Origin of the sequence: Lentzea sp. HUAS TT2, from assembly GCF_051853195.1 — a bacterium.
Classification (GTDB): domain Bacteria; phylum Actinomycetota; class Actinomycetes; order Mycobacteriales; family Pseudonocardiaceae; genus Lentzea.
On record NZ_CP196667.1, the window covers coordinates 9,275,983 to 9,291,871 of the forward strand.

22 protein-coding genes are annotated in these 15,889 nt (G+C 69.5%); 7 read left to right on the top strand and 15 right to left on the bottom strand.

All coding sequences use genetic code 11. The features are described 5' to 3' along the window. Positions 1-29 precede the first annotated feature (29 nt). Entirely contained in the window at positions 30-779 is a 750-nt protein-coding gene (locus tag ACSHWB_RS43745) for an NPP1 family protein (protein ID WP_439659226.1), read from the top strand. Here the strand turns inward: ACSHWB_RS43745 and ACSHWB_RS43750 are convergent, their stop codons facing one another. Further along, positions 780-1,451 (bottom strand): TetR/AcrR family transcriptional regulator, encoded by a 672-nt coding sequence (locus ACSHWB_RS43750; RefSeq protein WP_439659227.1) that lies wholly within the window; start codon positions 1,449-1,451, stop codon positions 780-782. A 93-nt stretch (positions 1,452-1,544) separates the two neighbouring features. Between ACSHWB_RS43750 and ACSHWB_RS43755 the strand changes: the two genes are divergently transcribed. Both ACSHWB_RS43755 and ACSHWB_RS43760 read left to right on the top strand, forming a co-directional pair. After that, positions 1,545-2,270, top strand: a complete 726-nt coding sequence (locus ACSHWB_RS43755) for an SDR family oxidoreductase (RefSeq protein WP_439659228.1) — start codon at positions 1,545-1,547, stop codon at positions 2,268-2,270. Continuing rightward, positions 2,270-3,142, top strand: coding sequence for an SDR family oxidoreductase (locus ACSHWB_RS43760; protein ID WP_439659229.1), 873 nt, complete (start codon positions 2,270-2,272; stop codon positions 3,140-3,142). The genes ACSHWB_RS43755 and ACSHWB_RS43760 overlap by 1 nt, the downstream gene beginning before the upstream one ends. Here ACSHWB_RS43760 and ACSHWB_RS43765 read toward each other — a convergent pair. Genes ACSHWB_RS43765 through ACSHWB_RS43785 form a run of 5 tightly spaced genes read right to left on the bottom strand, consistent with a single transcriptional unit; the run spans position 3,139 to position 6,441 of the window. Continuing rightward, positions 3,139-3,858 (bottom strand): polysaccharide deacetylase family protein, encoded by a 720-nt coding sequence (locus ACSHWB_RS43765; protein ID WP_439659230.1) that lies wholly within the window; start codon positions 3,856-3,858, stop codon positions 3,139-3,141. The genes ACSHWB_RS43760 and ACSHWB_RS43765 overlap by 4 nt on opposite strands. Beyond that, positions 3,855-4,355 (bottom strand): MOSC domain-containing protein, encoded by a 501-nt coding sequence (locus ACSHWB_RS43770; protein WP_439659231.1) that lies wholly within the window; start codon positions 4,353-4,355, stop codon positions 3,855-3,857. Before ACSHWB_RS43770 ends, ACSHWB_RS43765 begins: the two co-directional genes overlap by 4 nt. After that, positions 4,334-4,831, bottom strand: a complete 498-nt coding sequence (gene msrA / locus ACSHWB_RS43775) for a peptide-methionine (S)-S-oxide reductase MsrA (protein ID WP_439659232.1) — start codon at positions 4,829-4,831, stop codon at positions 4,334-4,336. The genes ACSHWB_RS43770 and msrA overlap by 22 nt, the downstream gene beginning before the upstream one ends. A 22-nt stretch (positions 4,832-4,853) precedes the next feature. After that, positions 4,854-5,993, bottom strand: coding sequence for an AI-2E family transporter (locus tag ACSHWB_RS43780; protein ID WP_439659233.1), 1,140 nt, complete (start codon positions 5,991-5,993; stop codon positions 4,854-4,856). A gap of 52 nt (positions 5,994-6,045) precedes the next feature. Further along, positions 6,046-6,441 (bottom strand): nuclear transport factor 2 family protein, encoded by a 396-nt coding sequence (locus ACSHWB_RS43785; protein ID WP_439659234.1) that lies wholly within the window; start codon positions 6,439-6,441, stop codon positions 6,046-6,048. An 84-nt stretch (positions 6,442-6,525) separates the two neighbouring features. Here ACSHWB_RS43785 and ACSHWB_RS43790 point away from each other — a divergent pair, with 84 nt between their 5' ends. Then, the gene (locus tag ACSHWB_RS43790) at positions 6,526-6,894 is read left to right on the top strand and encodes a winged helix-turn-helix transcriptional regulator (RefSeq protein ID WP_439659235.1); all 369 of its coding nucleotides are present in this window, start codon (positions 6,526-6,528) and stop codon (positions 6,892-6,894) included. On the opposite strand, the gene ACSHWB_RS43795 is transcribed toward ACSHWB_RS43790, so the two are convergent. After that, entirely contained in the window at positions 6,891-7,799 is a 909-nt protein-coding gene (locus ACSHWB_RS43795) for an NAD-dependent epimerase/dehydratase family protein (RefSeq protein ID WP_439659236.1), read from the bottom strand. The two genes, ACSHWB_RS43790 and ACSHWB_RS43795, sit on opposite strands and share 4 nt — an antisense overlap. Before the next feature lie 58 nt (positions 7,800-7,857). Between ACSHWB_RS43795 and ACSHWB_RS43800 the strand changes: the two genes are divergently transcribed. Then, positions 7,858-8,403, top strand: a complete 546-nt coding sequence (locus ACSHWB_RS43800; protein ID WP_439659237.1) for a TetR/AcrR family transcriptional regulator — start codon at positions 7,858-7,860, stop codon at positions 8,401-8,403. Here the strand turns inward: ACSHWB_RS43800 and ACSHWB_RS43805 are convergent. Then, positions 8,369-9,517 (bottom strand): FAD-dependent oxidoreductase, encoded by a 1,149-nt coding sequence (locus ACSHWB_RS43805; protein WP_439659238.1) that lies wholly within the window; start codon positions 9,515-9,517, stop codon positions 8,369-8,371. The two genes, ACSHWB_RS43800 and ACSHWB_RS43805, sit on opposite strands and share 35 nt — an antisense overlap. 45 nt (positions 9,518-9,562) lie before the next feature. Continuing rightward, positions 9,563-10,321 carry a DUF4142 domain-containing protein gene (locus tag ACSHWB_RS43810; RefSeq protein ID WP_439659239.1) on the bottom strand — a complete coding sequence of 253 codons (759 nt, stop codon included), beginning with the start codon at positions 10,319-10,321 and terminating at the stop codon, positions 9,563-9,565. A 95-nt stretch (positions 10,322-10,416) separates the two neighbouring features. Between ACSHWB_RS43810 and ACSHWB_RS43815 the strand changes: the two genes are divergently transcribed. After that, the gene (locus ACSHWB_RS43815) at positions 10,417-10,905 is read left to right on the top strand and encodes a MarR family winged helix-turn-helix transcriptional regulator (RefSeq protein ID WP_439659240.1); all 489 of its coding nucleotides are present in this window, start codon (positions 10,417-10,419) and stop codon (positions 10,903-10,905) included. Here ACSHWB_RS43815 and ACSHWB_RS43820 read toward each other — a convergent pair. From ACSHWB_RS43820 to ACSHWB_RS43840, 5 genes are all read right to left on the bottom strand, one after another. After that, positions 10,852-11,409 carry a TetR/AcrR family transcriptional regulator gene (locus ACSHWB_RS43820; RefSeq protein WP_439659241.1) on the bottom strand — a complete coding sequence of 186 codons (558 nt, stop codon included), beginning with the start codon at positions 11,407-11,409 and terminating at the stop codon, positions 10,852-10,854. The genes ACSHWB_RS43815 and ACSHWB_RS43820 overlap by 54 nt on opposite strands. Positions 11,410-11,469: 60 nt before the next feature. After that, complete coding sequence (locus ACSHWB_RS43825; RefSeq protein ID WP_439659242.1) at positions 11,470-11,898, bottom strand: SRPBCC domain-containing protein; 429 nt, start codon at positions 11,896-11,898, stop codon at positions 11,470-11,472. An 84-nt stretch (positions 11,899-11,982) separates the two neighbouring features. Next, complete coding sequence (locus ACSHWB_RS43830) at positions 11,983-13,053, bottom strand: CU044_5270 family protein (protein ID WP_439659243.1); 1,071 nt, start codon at positions 13,051-13,053, stop codon at positions 11,983-11,985. Next, on the bottom strand, positions 13,046-13,615 hold the full coding sequence (locus tag ACSHWB_RS43835; protein ID WP_439659244.1) for an RNA polymerase sigma factor: 570 nt from the start codon (positions 13,613-13,615) through the stop codon (positions 13,046-13,048). Before ACSHWB_RS43835 ends, ACSHWB_RS43830 begins: the two co-directional genes overlap by 8 nt. Positions 13,616-13,706: 91 nt before the next feature. Beyond that, the gene (locus ACSHWB_RS43840; protein WP_439659245.1) at positions 13,707-14,273 is read right to left on the bottom strand and encodes a GNAT family N-acetyltransferase; all 567 of its coding nucleotides are present in this window, start codon (positions 14,271-14,273) and stop codon (positions 13,707-13,709) included. A 56-nt stretch (positions 14,274-14,329) separates the two neighbouring features. Here ACSHWB_RS43840 and lexA point away from each other — a divergent pair, with 56 nt between their 5' ends. Continuing rightward, positions 14,330-14,989, top strand: a complete 660-nt coding sequence (gene lexA, locus ACSHWB_RS43845; RefSeq protein WP_439659246.1) for a transcriptional repressor LexA — start codon at positions 14,330-14,332, stop codon at positions 14,987-14,989. 4 nt (positions 14,990-14,993) lie between these two features. Here the strand turns inward: lexA and ACSHWB_RS43850 are convergent, their stop codons facing one another. After that, entirely contained in the window at positions 14,994-15,875 is an 882-nt protein-coding gene (locus ACSHWB_RS43850) for a LysR family transcriptional regulator (protein ID WP_439659247.1), read from the bottom strand. Positions 15,876-15,889: the final 14 nt, after the last annotated feature.

Sequence of the window (15,889 nt, forward strand, 5' to 3'; positions counted from 1 at the left end):
TCACTCCCCTGCATCCCGGAGGCCTGAAGTTGAGGAAGAAGCTCCTGTCCGCGCTGGCCGGCGCACTGCTGATCACGGCACTGTTCCCCGGCGTCGCGCTCGCCGACCCGCCCCGGGCCATCCCCGCCAACTACGAGGCGGCCGACGGCAAGTGGCAGCCCGCGTTCGACTACGACGGCGACGGCTGCTACCCCACCCCGGCGATCTCGCCGACCGGTGACATCGCGCCGGGACTGAACAACTCGGGCGCCCTGAACGGCAACTGCCACGACAGGTCCGACCTGGACAACACCAACTCCTACAGCCGCTCCAAGTGCAACAACGGCTGGTGCGCCTACCTGTACGACCTGTACTTCGAGAAGGACCAGGCCGTCCCGCTGTGGGACTGCTGCGGTCACCGTCACGACATCGAGCACGTCGTCGTCTGGGTGCAGAACGACGTGGCCCAGTTCGTCTCGACGTCGGAGCACGGCAAGTACAAGACCCACCCGCGTGCCAACGTGCAGTGGGAAGGCACCCACCCGAAGATCATCTACCACAAGGACGGCGCCAGCACGCACTGCTTCCGGCTCGCGGGTGCGGGCGAGCAGGCGGAGAACCACTACGGGGTCTACCAGTACCCCGCGCTGGTCAGCTGGGACCGCTTCCCCGCCGGTGTGCGCGACAAGCTCGTGAACGCGAACTTCGGCAGCGCGTCCCTGGCGATCAAGGACAGCGCGTTCAACCACAACCTCGGTCAGGCCAAGCCCGCCGGGATCGCGTTCGACCCGAACGCGTGATCACTTAGCCACGCGGTTGAGCCACTCGGCCAGGAGGACCCGTTCCGCTGGAGACAGCATCAGGGGCGGGTCCTCTTCCAGTGCCACCCTCAGCGCGATCGCCCTGCTCGGGATGTCCGTCGGCTCGTCCGGTGCGGCGTCCGTCGTGATCGCCCTGATCACCTGCTCGCGCGAGAACGTGATGAGCCCCAGGTCGCGCTCCTCCTCCGGCGTCGCGATCAACGCCAGCACGACGCCCATGCCCGCCGCGTGCACGAACTGCGCCGCCTGCTCGACGGGGACCGTCAACCGGCCCGCCGACGCGATGCGGCTGATGATCTCGCGGAGCATCGCGTCCGCCTCCAGCCGCGCCGCACGCTTGCGCGGCTCGCCGTACATCAGCAGGTAGAATGCGGGCCGCGCCAGGCCGAAGCCGATGTGCAGCTCCCACCCCCTGCGCAGGTCGTCCACGGGGTTGTCGCTGGCGCCCATCGCGTGCTTGGTCGCGAGGTAGTCGGAGAAGCCGAACCCCGCCACGGCGTCGAGCAGCCCGTCCTTGTCTCCAAACAGCCGGTAGAGCGTCGGCGCCTGCACTCCCGCCGCCGACGCCACCGCGCGCGTCGAGACCGCTTCCTTGCCGCCTTCGATCAGCAGGTCGGCCGCAGCCTTCACCAGACGCTCTCTCGTGTCCATGTAACGACGATAACACATCAATGGTAGCACTGATTCGATATCAGTGATACGTTGATTGAGTTATCGACGGAAACACCAGTTGGGAGCACTGTCATGACTCGCGTTGCGATCGTCACCGGCGGTTCGAGGGGCATCGGGCGGGCAGCCGCCGAGCGTCTCGCCGCCGACGGAACGGCCGTCGTCATCGTGTACGCCGGTAACAAGGCGGCGGCCGACGAGGCCGTGGAGAAGATCAGGTCCGAGGGCGGCCAGGCCGTCGCCGCACAGGCGGACGTCGGCGACGAGGAAGCCGTCAGCGCCGCGTTCGAACTGGCCGTGGAGACGTACGGCGGCGTGGACGTCGTCGTGAACTCGGCGGGCATCATGCCGCTCGGCACCGTCGCGGACATGGACCTCGAGGTCTTCGACCGCATCATGCGCACCAACGCCCGTGGCACGTTCATCGTGTCCCAGCAGGCCGCACGTCGGCTGCGCGACGGCGGCGCGATCATCAACGTCTCGTCGTCCGTGGTGGGCCTGCGCTTCCCGCAGTACGGGGCCTACGCCATGTCGAAGGGCGGCGTCGAGGCGCTGACCCTGATCCTGGCCCGTGAGCTGCGCGGCCGCGACATCACCGTGAACACCGTCGCCCCCGGCCCCACGGCCACCGAACTGTTCCTCAACGGCAAGGACCAGGCGACCATCGACACCCTCGCGAAGCAGCCACCGCTGGAGCGCCTCGGCGCCGCGGACGACATCGCCGAGGTCATCTCCTTCCTGGCGGGCCCGGCCCGCTGGATCAACGGCCAGACCATTCGTGCGAACGGAGGCATCATCTGATGGGCAAGGTCATCGTCGTCACGGGAGCGTCCAGCGGCTTCGGCGCGCTGGCGGTGCGCCGGCTGGCTCTCGCGGGCCACACGGTCTACGCGGGAATGCGGGAGACCGCGGGCCGCAACTCGGCTGCTGTCTCGGAGTTGCAGGAGTTCGGGGTCTCGAACAACGTTCTTGTGCACGCCGTCGAGCTCGACGTGCAGTCGCAGGAGTCCGCGGACTCGGCGATTCAGTCGATCATCGCTCGGCAAGGGCACCTGGACGTGGTGGTCCACAACGCGGGCCACATGGTCACCGGCCCCGCCGAGGCCTTCACGCCGGAGCAGTACGCGGCCCTGTACGACGTCAACGTCCTGGGCACCCAGCGCGTGAACCGAGCAGCCCTGCCCCACCTGCGCGGCCGGCGTTCCGGTCACGTCGTGTGGGTGGGTTCGAGCTCGACGCGCGGCGGCACTCCCCCGTACCTGGCCCCGTACTTCGCGGCGAAGGCGGCGATGGACGCGGTGGCGGTCTCGTACCGTGCCGAGCTGCTGCGGTTCGGCATCGACACCACGATCGTCGTGCCGGGCGCCTTCACCCACGGCACCAACCACTTCGCGCACTCCGGCACCCCCGCGGACACCTCGCGGGCCGCCGAGTACGAGGAGTTCTACCCCGGCCTGATGGACCAGGTGGGCGAGCGCCTCGCCGAGCTGGAGCCGTCGTGGGCGGACGCCGGTGCCGTGGCGGACGCGATCGTGGACGTGGTCGGTGCCGCGAAGCCCCCGTTCCGCGTGCACGTCGACCCCTCCGCCGACGGTGCCGAGGTCGTGAACGCGGTGGCGGACCGGGTGCGCGGCGAGTTCCTGCGGCGGGTGGAGCTGGCCGACCTGATCTAGCGGCTGTTGAGGAGCGCGGACACCGTCAAGAACCGGTAACCGCGCTCCTTTAGCCCGGTGATGATCGGCCTGAGTGCCTGCCGGGTCTGTTCCCGCGCCGCGTACATGGGGTGGAGCAGGATGATCGAGCCCGGTTTGGTTTCTTTCAGCGTCTGCTGGGTGATCTCCTGCGCGGTGGGGGTGCCCGCGGAGTCCGGTTCCACGTCCCACATGACCGTCGTGCGGCCGTGTTCCTTCAGGTAGTGCGGCAGGGCGAAGAGCTTCTTGCCGTTGGGCGGGCGGAAGTGGATGTCACCGCTGTAGCCGGTCCTGCGGATCTGGGCGTCGGTGTCCTCGACCTCCTTCGCCACGGTGCTGGGCAGGACGCCGATCATTCTCTTGTGGTTGTAGGTGTGGTTGCCGATCTCGTGCTTGGCGTCCGCGATCTGCCGGCCCAGTTCGGGGTGCTTCTCCAGGTCGCGGCCCATCAGGAAGAACGTGGCCGGGACGTTCTCGGCTTTCAGCAGGTCCAGGACGATCTGGGTACCGGGGGGATCGGGGCCGTCGTCGAAGGTCAGGGCCACCAGCTTCTCGTTGGTGTCGACCCGGTCGACCAGGTCACCGAAGAACTGGAAGGTTCGGGCGCTGGCGACGTTCCACAGCGCCGCGGCCACGAGGAGCACCAGGGTGAGGCTTACCGCCGTGATGATCGTTGGCTTGCGGCGCAACCACTTCATGCGCCCACTATGACCACGGTGGATCTCCCGGTCCGCAGCACCCCGTCGTCCAGCGGCACGCAGCGGATCCCGCCCTTCCCCCGCAGGGCCTTGAAGGCGCCCGGAGCGATCACCTGATCCATCCAGGCACACGGGTTCGCGGGCCGGCCGACCTCGAACCGCACCGGCCCGTCCCCGCTGTCCAGGCTGAACACGGCCCCACGAGGCAGCGAGTCCACGTCGAACCCGCGCACGACCACGTTCCGGCGCGCCAGCAACGGGTCCACCGCCCACGGTTCGAGCGACTCGGCCGAGATGAACGTGACCGCCGCGTTGCGGTGCGCGGGATGGTTGAAGTACCGGTCCCCGACGATGCCCAGCCCCGCGCGCACCTCCACGTGGTCGCGCGAAACAGGACCGGGATCGGGACGAGGGCCGTCCGACGGACGGCCCTCGAAAGCGTGCACGGGTGAGACGTGCAGCGCGACGATCTCGATCAACGCTCGCCGAGCTGCCACTCCGGCCGCACGTAGTGGCACGTGTAGCCGTTCGGGTAGCGCTCCAGGTAGTCCTGGTGCTCGGGCTCGGCCAGCCAGAAGTCCGACTCCTGGGTGACCTCGGTGACGACCTTGCCCGGCCACTTGCCGGAGGCGTCGACCGCGGCGATCGTCTCCTCCGCGATCTGCTTCTGCGTGTCGTCGGTGTAGAAGATCGCCGAGCGGTAGCCGGCACCGATGTCGTTGCCCTGGCGGTTGCGGGTCGACGGGTCGTGGATCTGGAAGAAGAACTCCAGGACCTGCCGGTAGCTCAGCAGCGAGGGGTCGAACGTGATCTCGATGGCCTCGGCGTGGTTGCCGTGGCGGCGGTAGGTGGCGTTCGGCGTGCTGGGGTCGCCGGTGTAGCCGACGCGCGTGGAGACGACGCCGGGGTGGCGGCGGAACAGGTCCTGCATGCCCCAGAAACAGCCGCCCGCGAGAACAGCCTTCTCCGTCACAGTGTCACTCCTCTTCTCGGTGTCACTCAGGAGAACGTTCGGTCTCCCCTGGTTCATCCCCGTCAGGTTGTGACGTAACCATTACGGAGCGAGCCTCGATGACTTCGCCCAGGTAGCGCATCACAACAGCCACCGCGGCGGCAACCGGGACCGAGAAGAACGCGCCCGCGATGCCGTACAGCGAGGTGCCCGCGGTGACGACCAGCAACACCACCGCCGCGTGCAGGCGCAGGCTGCGCGACTGCAGGATGGGCTGCAGCACGTTGCCCTCGACCTGCTGCACCACGATCACGATGATCAGCATGATGACGGCCGTGGTCAGGCCGTTGCTCACCAGGGCGACCAGCACGGCCAGCGCACCGGCGATGAACGCGCCGATGATCGGGATGAAGCCGCCGAGGAACGTCAGCGCGGCCAGCGGCACCGCCAGCGGCACGCCCAGGATCACCAGGCCGAGGCCGATGAAGATGGCGTCGATCAGCGACACGATCGCCTGGCTGCGGATGAAGCTGCCGAGCGTGACCCAGATCCGCTCCAGCACCGTCGTCACGTGGCTGCCGGCGCGCTCGCCGATCAGACCGCGCACCCACGGCGTGAACCGCATGCCGTCCTTCACGAAGAAGAACGCCAGCAGCAGCGCCACCAGGCCGGTCACGACACCGGACGTCACCGCGCCCGCACCGGTCAGCAGCCCGCCGGCGATCGACCCGATGCTGGACTTGATCTGGTCGACGCCCTGCGAGATGAGCCGGTCGAGGTCGCTGCCCTTGAGGTTGAACGGCGGCCCGCTCGCCCAGTCCTGCAGCTGCGTGACGGCCTTCTGCGCGCTCTGCGCGATCTCCGGCACACCGGACGCGATCGACGTCGAGATGGCCGCGATGACCCCGCCCAGCACACCGAGCCCGACGATCAGCACGATCGTCGCGGCCAGCGCCGAGTTCAGCCCCTTCGACATCATCCAGCGCGCCGGCGGCCACAGCACCGTCGTGATCAGCAGACCCAGCAGCACGGGCATCACGACCACCCACAGCTGCCCGATCAGCCAGAACACCATCCAGAAGCCGAGCGCGGCCAGCGCCGTCCGCAGACTCCACCGCGCGAGCCAGCTCACGCCGTGCCCGATGGCCTCACCCTTGTCCGCCCACCTGCGATCCCGTTCCACGACGCACAGTCTGGCGTGATCTAGCCCGTTCGGGTGGCGGGACGCGCCGAATTCACTCCTGACCCCAGAAGGTGTCCTCCTCCGCCGGGTCGGCCGTGAACAGCCGCACCTCGGCCACCTTGCCGTCCACGACGCGCATCAGGTCGACCCCGACGCCGTCCATCTCCGCCCCGGACCGCTTGGCCGTCCAGTGCACCGGCGCGGCCACGACGTCCCCGTTCACCATCAGCGGGGCGTTGCGCCTCAACGAGAACGTGCCCTCGGACACGCTCATCATGCCGCCGATCATCGCCCCGACGGCCTCACTGCCGCGGTGCACACCGGAGAACCGGTTGGCGCCCGGCTGGTGCCACACGATGTCGTCGGCGAACTGGGCGGCGACGGTGGCGAAGTCGCCGGACTCGAGGGCCTCGAAGTAGGTGGTGACGATGGCGAGCGGGGTGGTCATAGGTCTCTCCATTTCGTTGCGGTTGACCTATGCTCACCAAAAGTAACCAATTACCTCAACGTAACTAATGGACGGATGTGCGTCATGTCACAGACCATGCCGGACTGGAGCGTGCTCGCGGCGACCTGTCCGTCGCGCACGAGCCTGGCGCGCATCGCGAACAAGTGGACGGCGATGGCGGTCTCGGTGCTGGGCAACGGGCGCACGCGGTTCGGCGACCTGAAGACCCAGCTCGACGGCATCAGCGGCAAGGTGCTGACGGAGACCCTGCGCGACCTCGAACGCGACGGGCTCGTCACCCGGCACGTGCACGCCGAGGTGCCGCCGCGCGTCGAGTACGAGCTGACTGACCTCGGGTTCACGTTGTACGAGCCCTTGCTCGCCTTGTGCCGGTGGGCAGAGGAGCACATCGCCGAGGTGCTCACCAACCGCGAGGCCTACGACGCGCGTTAACGCAGCGACGCCGCGCATTCCACGACGGTGTCACGGGCCGGGCGCGGTGCCCAGCCGAGCATCGAGGACGCCTTGTCGTGGGAGTAGGAGTAGCTGCGGCCGAGCATCGGCACGAGCGGCCGCATGTCCTTGGCCACCAACGAGGCCGCGCGCACGACGAAGTTCGGCAGCTCGCGGGACGGGGCGTCCAGCGAGCGCGCGACGTCGGCCATCCACATGAACTCGCTGACCGCGATGAACCTCTCCCCCGCCGCGTCCGGGGCGGTCATTGCCCTGATGTGCAGGTCTGCCACGTCGCGGACGTCGACGATGTTGAGACCGATGCGCGGCACGCCCGGCATGCCGCCCATGATGCGTTCGATCACCCGCACCGAGCCCCAGTTGTCGCGCGACTGGACCGGGCCGAAGACCGCGCCGGGCAGCACCGTCACGAGCGAGGTGTCCTTGTCCCGCATGAACTCCCACGCCGCCTGCTCGGCCAGCAGCTTGGAGCGCCGGTACTCGTCGATCCCCACGCCCGACGGGTCCGTCCACACGGTCTCGTCGAACGAGCCGGTCGAGCCTTCCGGTGGCGTCGCCGCGGCGCAGGACGAGGTCATCACGACCCGTTCCACGCCGGCTTCCACGGCGAAACGCAGCACTCGCAGCGTTCCGTCGCGCGCGGGACCGATCAGATCGGTGCTGCCGGACATCGGTGACGCGACGTGCAGCACGTACCGCACGCCCTTCATCGCCTCGGCCCAGCCCTCGTCGGACATCAGGTCGGCCTTCACCACCTCGTAGCGGCCAGGCACGGCAGGACGCCTGCCGCGAGTGGTCGTCCGCACGTCGTACCCGCGCTCCAGCAGCGCGGCGATGGTCCAGCCGGCCACGAAACCGGTGCCACCGGTCACCAGGACAGTCACGACTTACCTCCAGTTTCATTAGCCAATCGGCTAATGAAACTGACTGTAGCATCGCCGCATGACTCGTGCAGCCCAAGCCGAACGCACCCGTGCGACGATCCTCATCACGGCACGCAGGCTGTTCGCGGCACACGGGTACGACGCCACGTCGCTGCAGACGATCGCGGACGAGATGGACGTGACGAAGGCGAACGTCTACTACTACTTCCGCACCAAGTCGGCGATCCTGGAAGCGTTGCTGGACAACAGCATCGCGTTCTTCGAGACGATGCTGGAGGAGGCCGCGAAGATCAAGGGCAAACGGGCGCGCGCCGAGCACATGGTCGCGGGGTTCGTGGACGAGGTCATCGCGAACAGGGCGCTGTCACCGCTCGGCCAGACCGACCCGAGCGTGCGGCGCAACGAGAGGATCAACGCCGAGCTGGCCAGGCTGGCGGAGATCGCGATGGGGCTGCTGTTCGGAGACGAGCCGACCGACGACCAGCGGGCCGCGTGGTTCCTCACGAGCGACGTCGGCCCGGTGATCGCGGCGTTCCCCCACCTGAGCGACGACGAGCTGCGCGACGTGCTCAGGCGGCTGTGCCTGCGGGTGCTGCGGGTGTGAGCACGCCGTCGACGTCCGGCATGACGGAGCCTCGGATCAGGTTCCGCACGACGGGCAGGCCGGAGAGCCGGAACGCCATGTCCCGCAACGAGATCCGCCACGCGGACGGCGGCGCCATCCAGCCGATGAACCGCCGCCCGAACTCCTGGGTGTGCTCCACCGCGGGCTTCATCCGCGTCTGATAACGCGAGAACGCGCCGTCATGGCCAGCGGAGAGCTCCTCCGCCAGCACGCAGGCGCCGGTCATCGCGAGCGACGCCCCGTGGCCGGCGAACAGCGAGACCGCCCCGCACGCGTCACCGACGAGCACGACCTTGCCGCGATGCCACACCGGCATGTCCACTTGGGACACCTCGTCGTAGTAGACGTCCTCCGGCACAACGGACAGCAACGAGGGAGCGACCCAGCCGAGGTCGCCGAACCGCTCCCGCAACGCCGCCGCGGGATCAGCGGGCAGCGCGGAGGACTCGGACCGGTAGAGCATCAACGCGGCCGTCGAACCGTCCCGCACGGCGTAGCAGCCGATCATCCGGTGCGGCACGGTCAGCATCTGGTAGCGATAGCCGATCCGGGCGCTCAGCTCGGTGTCCTGGAACGAGAACGCCGCCGTGTGGTGCCCCAGATACCGCACGAACGATGACGACGGCCCGAACACCAGCTCCCGCACCCGCGAATGCACCCCGTCGGCGCCCACGACCAGGTCGAACGAGCCGGTCGAGCCGTCCGAGAACGCCACGAACCCGTCATCGACAGCGGACACCGTTGTGCCATAACGGATCGGGGCCCGCAGGTCGTCGCGGATCACCGCGGCCAGGTCACCCCGCAACAGGCTGATCACCCCGTTCGCGACCGCCTCGTAGGCGGCGGTGGAGATCTCCGCGCGCCGCCGCCCCGAGGAGTCCACGCTGGTCACCGACGAGATCGGCGCCCGCCGCGCCTCCAACGCCGGCAGCAGGCCCATCCGCCGCGCCACCTCGTGACCAGGCCCGAAGAAATCGATCATGTAGCCGCCCGCGCGGAACGACGGCGCCTTCTCCACCACCTGGACGTCCCACCCGGCGCGCTCCAGCCACCACGCGGAGGTGAGCCCGGCGATCCCCGCTCCGACGATCAACGCACGATGTTGGGCATTCGACTTAGGCATACGCCCAATCTAGCACTACGGGTGCATCCGGCGGCTGCTCCGCCCGCTCGTCCAGAACCAGAGACCTGCGACGACCAGCACCAGCACCCCCAGGCCGAGCAGTCCGTCGGGGATGTCGTCGTCCTGTTGCGGCTGCTGGGAGTTCTGCGTGACCGGCGCCCGCACCGCAGGAGTGGGCGCGACCGAGGACGGCTGCGCGACCAGGGCCAGCGGGATCGCCTCGGTGTCGGCGAAGTCGACCACCCCGGTCGCCTCCAGCACCGTCATGTGGTCGAGCACGGTGTCCATGCAGACCTTGGCGTAGTCGCGGATCGCGGTGTTGCGCGTGCCGGTGCGCACGGTCGCCAGGAACTTGTAGACCACGCCGTGCGCCGCCCGGAGCCGGTTCGCGAAGACGCGGTCGAACTCGGGACTGCGCGCGGGGGCGGCCTCCATCTCGTCCAGCCAGCCCTGCTGCGCCTCGTTGGGTCGCGTGGGCAGCTGGACGTTCAGCGTGCGGGCGAGCTCGACGGTCCGCCGGTCCAGGTCCGCGTGCCCCTCGATCAGGTGCCGGCCGGCCTCCTGCACGAGGGGACTGGCCGACTTCTCGAGCCCCATCCGTCCGGCAGGTCCCTCCCACAACCCGGCGAGAGCCACCTTCTGCAGCAGGTCGCGCCCGGCGGGACCCATCGGCCCGAACCGGGTCTGCACGTAGTCGGGTCCCAGGTCCTGCTGCGCGAACGCGGGCTGCGCGCCGACCAGCAACGCCAGCATTGCGACGAGGAGTATCCGCATGCCGGGAGGTACGGACGGACGGCGTCCCACCGACCGTTGCACAGTGCAATGTTTATCGTTTCGTTATCAACGGCGAGCCCTGTACAACTAGGCGGGTGAGCGATGCCGATGACCTGACCGACGCGGTCCTCACCGCCTCCCGCCTGCTGGTGGCCGTGTCGGCGCGCTCGCTCGCGGCCGTCGAGGAGACGCTCACGCTGCCGCAGCTCAGGATGGTCGTCCTGCTCGACAGCCGCGGCCCGATGAGCCTCACCGCGCTCGCCGACCTCCTGGAGGTCAACCCGTCCACGGCCAAGCGCATGATCGACCGGCTGATCACGTCCGGCATGGTCGACCGCGACCGGAACCCCGCCACGAGACGCGAGGTCGTGGTCGTGGCGAGCGCGGCGGGCAGCCGGGTCGTGACCGAGGTGATGGCCCGGCGGCGCGCCGAGATCGGCAGGATCGTCGCGCGGATGCCGGAACACCTGCGGCACGGCCTGGTCGAGGCGCTGACCGCGTTCGCAGAGGCCGGCGGCGAGCCCCGCTGGTCAGCCCGCGACGAGACGCCGGAACGGGCCCGCGACCACGCGGAAGTCGACTGAGGGGTCCAGCGCGCGGTGCAGCACGAGCCCGTCGATGGCCGCGCCCAGCAACAACGCCACCGCGTCGGCGTCCGGCACACCCGAGGCCCGCAGCCACTCGGCCACCCGACCGCGGAACTCCACCACCAGCGCCGACAGCCCGGCCCGCAGTTCGGGCAGCCGGTGCGCGGCCAGGAACGCCTCGGCCAGCAGCAGCGACTCGGGATCCGTGCCGGTGAAGCGGGACAGGTCCGCGAAGATCCGCTCGACGCCCTCGGCCGGCGGCACGGCCCCCAACGCCTCTGCCGACTCGGCCAGGACCCTCGACGCGAACTGCAGCGCTGCTGTCGACAGCAGCTCGGACACCGACGAGAAGTGGTAGTGCACCAGCGCAGCGTTGACGCCCGCCCGTTCCGCGACCAGCCGCGTGGTCACCGCACCCCAGCCGACCTCGCCCACGAGCTGTGCGGCGGCGTCGATCAGTTGTTCACGGGTGCGGCGGCCGCGGTCGGCTGATTTGGGCACGCGCTCAACTTAGTGGTGCGACTCGGAACCTTCCCCCGGCAACCTTCCGAGCCACACCACTCAGCTTTCGGCCTTCTTCCTGAACGCGTCGAGCACCTCGGGCCACCCGCCGGTGTTGTCCTGCAGCGCCTTCGCCTGCAGCTCCTCCGAGCCCGCGAGCTGTGAGAACCCGCTCTCGACGACCTTGAGCCGAGTCGCCGCGCCCTCGGGCGTGAGGGTGAACTCGACCAGCGTCGTGTTGTCCGCACCCAGCTCCTGCCCCGCGAACGCGCTGGCCCAGCGGTAGGACACGTAGGTCTGCGGCGTCACGGTCTCGACCCGCACGGGGAAGTCGCCGTACTGCTCGTTCTTGCAGAGGGTCGTCTCACCCTCGACCGCGGTGCCGGACGGCTCGGAGGCCACCCAGAACCCCGGCTCGGTCACCAGCTGCCAGACCCGCGCCAGTGGTGCCTCGATCAGGGTCTCGCGTTCGATCCGGTCCACGCTCACGACAACTCCCCACTACGGCAATAAGTGCAACCCCAGAGTTGCACATCCCCCCGAGGATGCGCAACCCCAGGGTTGCATGTCCCGTCAGCGCGCCCCGAGCGAGCCGACGATCTTGGTGGTCACCGCCGACGAGCTGCGGACGGTGCCCTTCTCCAGGCCACCCTTCTCCTCGGGCTGGTCCTCGGCGACGGTCGCGCGGCGACCGATGTACTCCCCGTCCGCCGGGTCGATGATGATCTCGGCGAAGTCGTCGTAGTACTTCATGCCGAGCGCCACGCCCTCCTTGCCGTCGAGGTTGGCCTGCTTGTCCGTCACGACCAGGCCGGGCAGCAGGGCGAGCGCGCGGAAGATGTTCGCCCGCACCTCCGCCGGGTACTGCCCCGAGTTCAGCGCCTCCCCCGCCTGCATCAACGCGCCGGAGTCACCGGTCTGGCCCGCCTCCTTCAGCCTGGCCAGCAGCGCCGCCGGATCCTTCGGCAGCGCCGCGACGAACTCCGGCGTCGGGTTGTGGAACGAGCCGTTCGTGCAGCGGTCGGGCTGCCCCTCGGCGAAGTACGAGTAGTTGCCGCACTTGGCGCGGAACTCCTGGCCGTCCTTGAACGCCGAACCGGACCTCGGATCACCGTCGCCCTCGTGCCCCTCCAGCCACTTCGTCGAGACGTTCTGGTTGCGGAACAGCCACTCGTCGCGGCGGTCGGCCGGGATCCACTGCTCCTGGACGATCTCGCTGTAGGTCGCCTTCTCGGAGCCGTACTCGACGGTGATGCCCTCGTAGCGGCTGCGCACGTAGCGGAACTGGCCGGGCGCGATCGGCTGTTCGACCACGCGGGAGGCGAGATCGGCTGCCTTGGTCAGCTCCTCGGCGGCGCTCACGGAGTTGCTGCCGACGCCGGTGAGGTCGACGGTCGACGCGGCCAGGCCACCACCGGTCAGCACGACCACGGCGGCCGCGGCGGCGAGCCAGCGAACGCGCTTCCGCGGCCGGTGCTCGGCGCCGACGGCGATCGGCTCGGCCACTTCAGCGCGTGCCTTCAGGGCAGCGGCCAGGGCGCTCTTGCCTGCCGCCACGTCGAACTGGACGGGCTCGTCGCCGGCACGGGTCAGGGCGGCGTCGAGCACTCGGTCGAGGGTCTCGGGCTGGGTGGGCTCAGACATGGCTGTCCTCGGTGAAGTCGTGGTCGGTCGCGGCGAGGCGGGTGCGCAGCCGGGCGCGGCCTCGATGCAGGCGGGTGCGCACGGTCGCCACCGGGACGTCGAGCGCCACGGCGATCTCGGTAGGCGTGAAGTCAGCCCACGCGTGCAGCAGCAGCACCTCGCGTTCCTCGATGCGCAGTTCGGCGAGCCAGGCGGTGAGCGGCCCGGCGAGCACGTCGGCGTCCGCGGCGGCACTCACCCGCTCGCCGATGTCGGCCTCGTCGGTGCGGGCCGCGTACTCCTTGCTCCACGCCCGCAGCTTGCGTTCCTCGGCGCGGACGTGGCCGCGCAGCAGGTTCGTGGCCACGCCGTAGAGCCAGGCGCGGATGGCGTCGGCCTCGAAGGCCTGCCCGGCGCGCTGGTCCCACAGCACCAGGAACGCCTCCGACACCACGTCCTGCGCGGTGTCGGTGCCGACCCGCCTGGCCACGTAGCGGTGCAACCGCTCGGCCGTCGACTCGTACAGCTCCAGCAGCGCGGCCTCGTCCAGCACGGCCGGCGCCACTTCTCGTGTCAGCGCCACGGGCGCCACCTGGGTTCGCACTCCCCTACCTGGCCGCAGGCCCCAGGAGCGTTCCCGGCGTGTGCTCACCGCCACATCGTCGTGCAGCGGATCAGATCTCGCTCGGGTACGGGTGCCGGGCGGCGAACTCGGCGGCCGTCATCCCGAACAGCACCACGTCGTGATGACGCCCGGCGAAGAACTCGTGCTCGCGCAGCCGTCCCTCCTCGGTGAAGCCGAGCTTGTGGTGCAACGCGATCGAGGCGTCGTTGAACGCCCAGACGCTCGCCTCGCACTTGTGGAACCTGCGTTCGCCGAACATGAAGTTCAGCAGCAGCCGCACGGCCTCCGTCGCGTAACCGCGTCCTTTGTGCTCGGTGCCGATCGCGACCCCGTACATGAACCTGCCCGCGCGATGGTCGATCTCGCTGGTCGTCACCATCCCGGCCACCACCCCGTCGGCGAGCGACTCGACCGCGAGCAGCATCTTGTCGTCCTCCGGCTTGCGCACGGCGGTCTGCTGCGCCCACTCCCGTTGTGCCGCAGCGGATCGCGGCGGATGGACGCGGTCTGCCCTGCGCATGTCGCCGGTGTTGTCGTCGAACCGGTGGAACGCCTCCCAGTCCTCCGGTTCGACGCCGCGCAGCCGGACGAGGTCTCCTACCCAGGCAGAGGTCATCACATGATCGAACGGCCACCCGATCGTGTCTGCAACCCCATTACTAGGATTGGCGGATGACCGCCTACGACGATCTCGAGCTCGACACGACGGTGCTGCCGGAACGCCAGCAGATGATCCTGGTCGCCATCCGCGACTGGGTCGTCGAACACGGCTACTCCCCCAGCACCCGCGAGATCGGCGACGCGGTCGGCCTGAAGTCGTCCTCCAGCGTCTCCAAGCACCTGTCGGCGTTGGAGGACAAGGGTTTCCTCAAGCGCGGCGGCTCCGTGTCGCGGCCGATGGACGTGCGGGTCTTCCTGAGCGGGGCGCCGATGGCGCCGGGCCAGGTCTCGGAGGACTCGATCTCGGTGCCCGTCGTCGGTGACATCGCGGCAGGCACGCCGATCTCCGCCATCGAGCACGTGGACGAGGTGCTGCACCTGCCCCGTGGCCTGGTCGGCCGCGGCAGCAACGTGTTCGCGCTGCGCGTGCGCGGTGACTCGATGATCGACGCCGCGATCTGCGACGGCGACACGGTCGTGGTGCGGCAGACGCACGAGGCGTACAACGGGCAGATCGTCGCCGCCATGCTCGAGGAGGAGGCGACGGTGAAGGTGTACCAGCGCCGCAACGGGCACGTGTTCCTCGAACCGCGCAACGACGCCTACCCGGTCATCGACGGCGACAAGGCCGTCATCCTCGGCATCGTGGTGTCGGTCCTCCGCAGCGTCTGATCCGCTAGAGGACACCCCAGTCGCGTGACCTCAGGTGCTCGGCGACCGCGTCGACGGCCGGGGTGGTCGTGCCGCGGGTGACCACGTAGAGGGTGTTGAGCGGCGGGATCTCCGGGTGGTGCAGCTGCTCGACGGATCCGGCGGCGAGCGCGGGGTCGGCGAGGTAGCGCGGCAGGGCGGACACACCCGCCCCGGCGATCACGGCGGCCAGCACGGCCCTGAGGTCCGGCACGATGACGGCGGCCGTGTTCTTCGGGCGCCGGCCGAACTCGCTGCGCCAGTACCGGCGGATGATCGGCAGGTCGTCGGAGTAGGCGACGAGCGGCAGGTGTTCCAGTGCTCGCGCCGGGTCCTCGCCGAGCAGCCGCCGGTCCACGGTCCTGGCCAGCAGTGGCGGCCCGACCAGCAGGAACTCCTCGTCGGTGAACGGGGTCGCGGTGAAGCCCGCGCCGGGGCGGACCGACGACAGCACCAGGTCGAGCTGCCCGGACTTCAGGGCCTGGAGAAGGTCGCCAGCCAGGCCGAACGTGATCTCCAGCCGGAGGCCGCGCCGGGTCAGCGGGACGAGCGCGGGCATGCCGCGGGTGGTCATGAACTCGGCCGCTCCCCCGAGCCGCACCGTTCCTTCGAGGGCCGGCGCCGGGTCGAGGGCGGTGGTGAGCTGGTCGAGGTGGGGACCGACGCGGCGGGCCAGCTCGTCGGCGCGGGGTGTGGGGGTGACCCCGCGGCCGCCGCGCACGAACAGCGGCGCGCCGAGCTCCTTCTCCAGCCTGGCGAGCTGACCGCTGACGGCGGGCTGGGTGAGCCCGCGCCTGGTCGCCGCGCTGGTCAGCGAGCCGCCCCGGTAGATCTCCAGGAACGTCGCCAGCAGATCCAGGTCCGTCAACCTCGAAGCCATAA

Excerpts from the sequence above, each read along its gene's own strand:
- ACSHWB_RS43750 (WP_439659227.1), bottom strand. The coding sequence starts at position 1,451 with ATGGACACGAGAGAGCGTCTGGTGAAGGCTGCGGCCGACCTGCTGATC.
- ACSHWB_RS43755 (WP_439659228.1), top strand. The coding sequence starts at position 1,545 with ATGACTCGCGTTGCGATCGTCACCGGCGGTTCGAGGGGCATCGGGCGG.
- ACSHWB_RS43760 (WP_439659229.1), top strand. The coding sequence starts at position 2,270 with ATGGGCAAGGTCATCGTCGTCACGGGAGCGTCCAGCGGCTTCGGCGCG.
- ACSHWB_RS43765 (WP_439659230.1), bottom strand. The coding sequence starts at position 3,858 with ATGAAGTGGTTGCGCCGCAAGCCAACGATCATCACGGCGGTAAGCCTC.
- ACSHWB_RS43785 (WP_439659234.1), bottom strand. The coding sequence starts at position 6,441 with ATGACCACCCCGCTCGCCATCGTCACCACCTACTTCGAGGCCCTCGAG.
- ACSHWB_RS43790 (WP_439659235.1), top strand. The coding sequence starts at position 6,526 with ATGTCACAGACCATGCCGGACTGGAGCGTGCTCGCGGCGACCTGTCCG.
- ACSHWB_RS43800 (WP_439659237.1), top strand. The coding sequence starts at position 7,858 with ATGACTCGTGCAGCCCAAGCCGAACGCACCCGTGCGACGATCCTCATC.
- ACSHWB_RS43810 (WP_439659239.1), bottom strand. The coding sequence starts at position 10,321 with ATGCGGATACTCCTCGTCGCAATGCTGGCGTTGCTGGTCGGCGCGCAG.
- ACSHWB_RS43830 (WP_439659243.1), bottom strand. The coding sequence starts at position 13,053 with ATGTCTGAGCCCACCCAGCCCGAGACCCTCGACCGAGTGCTCGACGCC.
- ACSHWB_RS43840 (WP_439659245.1), bottom strand. The coding sequence starts at position 14,273 with ATGACCTCTGCCTGGGTAGGAGACCTCGTCCGGCTGCGCGGCGTCGAA.
- lexA (WP_439659246.1), top strand. The coding sequence starts at position 14,330 with ATGACCGCCTACGACGATCTCGAGCTCGACACGACGGTGCTGCCGGAA.